The 4020-nt window shown below is 40.3% G+C and carries 6 protein-coding genes; 4 read left to right on the plus strand and 2 right to left on the minus strand.

Going from position 1 to position 4020, the window contains the following annotated elements; all coding sequences use genetic code 11:
* Positions 1 to 100 precede the first annotated feature (100 nt).
* From DBR11_RS01775 to DBR11_RS01790, 4 genes are all read left to right on the plus strand, one after another.
* Positions 101 to 538, plus strand: coding sequence for a hypothetical protein (locus DBR11_RS01775; RefSeq protein ID WP_108549894.1), 438 nt, complete (start codon positions 101 to 103; stop codon positions 536 to 538).
* Positions 535 to 1173, plus strand: a complete 639-nt coding sequence (locus DBR11_RS01780; RefSeq protein WP_108549895.1) for an SCO family protein — start codon at positions 535 to 537, stop codon at positions 1171 to 1173. The genes DBR11_RS01775 and DBR11_RS01780 overlap by 4 nt, the downstream gene beginning before the upstream one ends.
* A 123-nt stretch (positions 1174 to 1296) precedes the next feature.
* Complete coding sequence (locus tag DBR11_RS01785) at positions 1297 to 1767, plus strand: low affinity iron permease family protein (RefSeq protein WP_108549896.1); 471 nt, start codon at positions 1297 to 1299, stop codon at positions 1765 to 1767.
* A gap of 55 nt (positions 1768 to 1822) precedes the next feature.
* Positions 1823 to 2797: a D-glycerate dehydrogenase gene (locus DBR11_RS01790; protein WP_108549897.1), complete on the plus strand. Its 975-nt coding sequence runs from the start codon at positions 1823 to 1825 to the stop codon at positions 2795 to 2797.
* On the opposite strand, the gene DBR11_RS01795 is transcribed toward DBR11_RS01790, so the two are convergent.
* Positions 2794 to 3087: a chaperone modulator CbpM gene (locus tag DBR11_RS01795; RefSeq protein ID WP_108549899.1), complete on the minus strand. Its 294-nt coding sequence runs from the start codon at positions 3085 to 3087 to the stop codon at positions 2794 to 2796. The genes DBR11_RS01790 and DBR11_RS01795 overlap by 4 nt on opposite strands.
* 14 nt (positions 3088 to 3101) lie before the next feature.
* Positions 3102 to 4020: DnaJ C-terminal domain-containing protein (locus tag DBR11_RS01800; protein ID WP_369974413.1), on the minus strand; the 919-nt coding region annotated here is incomplete at its 5' end.

Here is a 4020-nt window from a genome sequence, read left to right on the forward strand (position 1 = left end):
CACCGCCAGTTGCGGCTTAAAATTTTCGTTTTTTTACCGTTTTCGGCACAGTGAATTGCTGATGCTGAAAGAACATTATTCACTACAAAATTAAGATATTATGAAGAAAATATTAGGTGTGCTGGCTGGTGCAATACTGGCTGTGGCATGTGCTCCGAAACAAGATTACAAAGCAGAGCGTGATGAGGTCATGAAGTTTCATGACGTGGTTATGGAGGACCATGGAGTGGTGGTTAATAACCAGATGAAACTGGACTCCCTGCTTAAAGATTTAAAACAATTAAAAGCGAGCAAGCCCTCACTCGATACTGCAGCAGCAAGAAAAGAAATGGAGCAGTTAAAGTCCAGCCTTGGTTCTGCAGAAGACCGGATGAACGACTGGATGCATCAGTTTGAACCGGATGTGACCGGAAAGTCAAATGATGAAGCTATAAAGTACTTCAAAGAAGAAAAGGTGAAGATTACTCGTATTGATAGCTTGTATAAACAGGAAATAAAAACTTCAGGTGCTTACCTGGATAAACTGAAAAAATCATGAGGTTTAGCACTTTATTTATCGCGCTCGCATTTCTTTTTCTTCTAAGCTGCAAGGATAAACCTCAGCGTTTGCCTTTTTTACAGTCGGAGATCAATGAAAAGGTGATGGATGGCAAAACAGTTCAGGATACAATTTTTAAGACAATACCGGCCTTTAAATTCCTTAATCAGGACAGTGTTGAGGTAACCAATAAAGATTTCGATGGGAAGATTTATGTGGCAGATTTCTTTTTTACCTCTTGTCCAACCATTTGTCCTACCATGCACCGGAATTTATTGAAGGTGTACAAGAAATATGAAAATAATCCGGAGGTGAAGCTCGCTTCACATACTATAGATGCAAAATATGATGTTCCTTCAAGAATGAAAGCCTATGCCAATAAGTTGGGCATCAAAGGTACACAGTGGGAATTTCTATGGGGAAGCAGGGATGAAGTTTATGCATTGGCGGAAAGAAACTATCTGGTGTCTGTAAAGGAAGATAAGGAATCGCCCGGTGGTTTTATTCATCAAGGCTACCTGGTGCTGGTAGATAAAGAGAAACGCATTCGCGGAGCTTATGACGGCACTGTTGACGAAGATGTGAAGAAGCTGATGGTGGATATGGATACCTTACTCCAGGAATATAAAAAGTAGATTAAAGAGGATGTTCAGTAAGATCTTGCTGAGAAATCGCTTCTTCTGAACATCCTTTTTCTTTTTAGAAGATCGAAACTTTTAATAACTGAAAATGTTGTAGGTTTTAAATTATTCTGCGACATGAAGAAAGCTAAAGAAAGTTTGTTTGAACGATTTTCAACTAAAATAACCTGTTGGACAGGTAGTTCAACCGCATTTGGGATTGCATTTACTGTTATACTCATATGGGGTATTACAGGACCGATCTTCCATTATTCGGATACCTGGCAACTGATCATTAATACGGGAACTACGATCGTTACCTTTCTGATGGTTTTTCTGATCCAGAAATCTCAAAATAAAGATTCAAAAGCTATCCAGTTGAAGCTGAATGAATTGATTGCTGCCAGTAGATACGCAAGTAACCGGATGGTGGATATTGAAGATCTGACAGAACTTGAACTGGATGTATTGCATAAATATTATCAGGAGCTTTCTGATAAGGCAGAAAGGGATCAGGATATCCATAGATCGCATTCTATTGATAAAGCGAAGAACCTTGCAGAGGAAAAAGATCAGTTGAGAGAGAGCCAGAAAAAAAAAGTTGATTAGATTAGGGAAAATCATGCGAAGTCAATGATGATTTCATCACCTATAAAAAAGAATAATGAAAGTATTTATTCCGAGAATAATTCCAGAAGCGGGAATGAAACTGTTGAGAGAGGCAGGTTTGGAAGTGACCGTCTGGACAGAAAAAAGAGCATTGAGTAAGCAGGAACTGATTGATCATTGCATGGATCAGGATGCCCTGCTCAGTGTAAGCAGCCGGATAGATGCTACATTTTTAAATACCTGCAGGCACCTTAAGGTGATCGCTTTACATTCTGTGGGTTATGATAATGTAGATGTAGAAGAGGCTACAAAACTAAAAATACCGGTTGGAAATACCCCTGGGGTCTTGAGTGCTGCGACAGCGGATACAGCTTTTTTGCTGATGCTGGCTACCTCTCGCAAGGCTTTTTATATGCATAAACAGATTCAGAAGGGTAAGTGGGGCTTTTTTGAGCCTACTGCAAATCTTGGGATAGAGCTTTATGGGAAAACTCTTGGGGTGTACGGCCTTGGTAAAATTGGAACTGAAATGGCCAGACGCTGTAAGGGCGCATATCATATGGACATCATCTATCATAACAGGCACCATAACCAAGAGGCGGAGAAGGAGTTGGGAGCAGTAAAAGTATCCTTTGATGAACTTGTTAAAAACAGCGATGTATTAACTGTTCATACCGCTCTTACGCCTAAAACTAAAGGTGTGTTTGATTATCATATCTTTAGCCGGATGAAGCCTGAAGCCATATTTATCAACACGGCGAGAGGAGCAATACACAACGAGGAAGATCTTAAAAGAGCACTTGAAGAAGGTTTGATATGGGGTGCCGGGCTGGATGTGACAAATCCGGAGCCTATGCACGCAGACAACCCTTTGCTGGATATGCCAAATGTTTCGGTATTACCTCATATTGGGTCTGCCACTGTGCAAACCCGGGATGCAATGGCAGTCCTGGCAGCAAAAAACATTATTGCCGGGTTAAAAGGACAGAGACTTCCGAATATTGTAAATCCAGAGGTATACGAAAATTAAGCATTTTCGTGAAGGTGGAGGTGGGTTTTTAGCCTGTCAATTTCGTGCTGCATATAATTGACCCGGTTTAAAAGATGTCTGATGGCATCAATTCCTTCGATGTTGATGTGCAAGTCGTAATGCAGGTGAATATACCGCTCTACCTCGCCAAACTGATCTTCATGGATAAATTTATCGTTGTCAATAAGGGTAAGTAGTATAATTCCCGACTCTTCAAGCGAAATGATGAATTCCGGTTCTATATTATAGTTGATGCAATATTCTGTGATTTTAATAAATTCTGGTTGCATAGATTCCATATTATTTAAGATTTAGCCAGTTCTTTGAACAACTCTTGCTGTTTCTCTGTAAGATTGACCGGGATTTTAACGGTATAGGTTACAAAAAGGTTGCCAAATTCGCCCTCTTTTTTATACACAGGAAAGCCTTTTCCTTTTAGTCTTACTTTGTTATTGTTTTGTGTACCAGGCGCAATTTTTAGTTTTACCTTGCCGCTTAGCGTTTCTATTGTGGCTTCTCCACCCAGAACCGCAGTGTAAAGGTCAATCTCTACGGTTTCATATAAGTCATCGTTTAAGCGCTTGAATACGGGATCGTCTGTGATGTTAAATGTAATGTATAAATCTCCATGAGGGCCTCCATTTACGCCGGCTGCACCCTGGCCTTTTAGTTTTATGACTTGTCCGTGGGCAATCCCCGCGGGTATAGTGATTCGAAGATTCTTGCCATTTACAGTTAAAGTTCTTTTATGAGTTGTGTAAGCTTCCCTTAAAGGCAGTTGTAGTTCAGCCTGGTAGTCCTGCCCTTTATATTTAGTGCTGCTTCGTTGTGAACGTCCTGCTCCACCAAACATCGACTCAAAAAAATCAGAGAAATCACCACCGCCAAAATCTGCATTAGAATATCCTCCCCCCTCAAAAGGGTTTTGGCCAGTATGTTGCTGTTGTGAACGCTGAGACTGTTTTGCTTTTTCAAACTCATCTGCATGCTTCCAATGCTCCCCATGTTCATCATATTTCTTGCGCTTTTCGGAATCACTAAGCACTTCATTAGCTTCATTGATCAGCTGGAACTGTTTGTTTGCCTCTTTGTCATTAGGGTTTAAGTCAGGATGATATTTTCTTGCCAGCTTTCTATAAGCCTTTTTGATTTCATCAGCCGACGCTTTCTTATCAATGTTCAGTATCTTGTAATAGTCAATAAATGCCATATAAATATAGGTC

Origin of the sequence: Pedobacter sp. HMWF019, from assembly GCF_003061025.1 — a bacterium.
Taxonomy (GTDB): Bacteria; Bacteroidota; Bacteroidia; order Sphingobacteriales; family Sphingobacteriaceae; genus Pedobacter.